The following is a 255-nucleotide window of genomic DNA, read 5'->3' as shown; positions in this document are numbered from 1 at the left end:
ACCCGGGTGCGTAACACCAGAGTGTTGACGAACATCCCGACCAGATCGTCGAGCTCATGTTCACCGCGACCGGCGATGGGGGTGCCCACGGCGATGTCGTCACTGCCCGACAACCGCGCCAGCAGCACCGCCACCGCCGCATGCACGACCATGAACGAGGTCGCGTCATGCTCGCGGGCGAATGCATTCACTCGCTGGTGCAGATCCGCTGCGATGGTGAACTCGATCCGCCCGCCGCGCATCGACGCTACCGCG

At 65.9% G+C, this 255-nt stretch carries 1 protein-coding gene; it reads right to left on the bottom strand.

The features are described from left to right. Positions 1-255, bottom strand: a 255-nt coding sequence (locus IU459_RS38125) for a condensation domain-containing protein (RefSeq protein ID WP_195134378.1), incomplete at both ends; no start/stop codon positions are given.

It is taken from the genome of Nocardia amamiensis (genome assembly GCF_015477605.1).
Lineage (GTDB): Bacteria > Actinomycetota > Actinomycetes > Mycobacteriales > Mycobacteriaceae > Nocardia > Nocardia amamiensis_A.
Note: the sequence above shows the minus strand (reverse complement) of the source record. Positions and strands in the feature narration are given on the sequence as shown.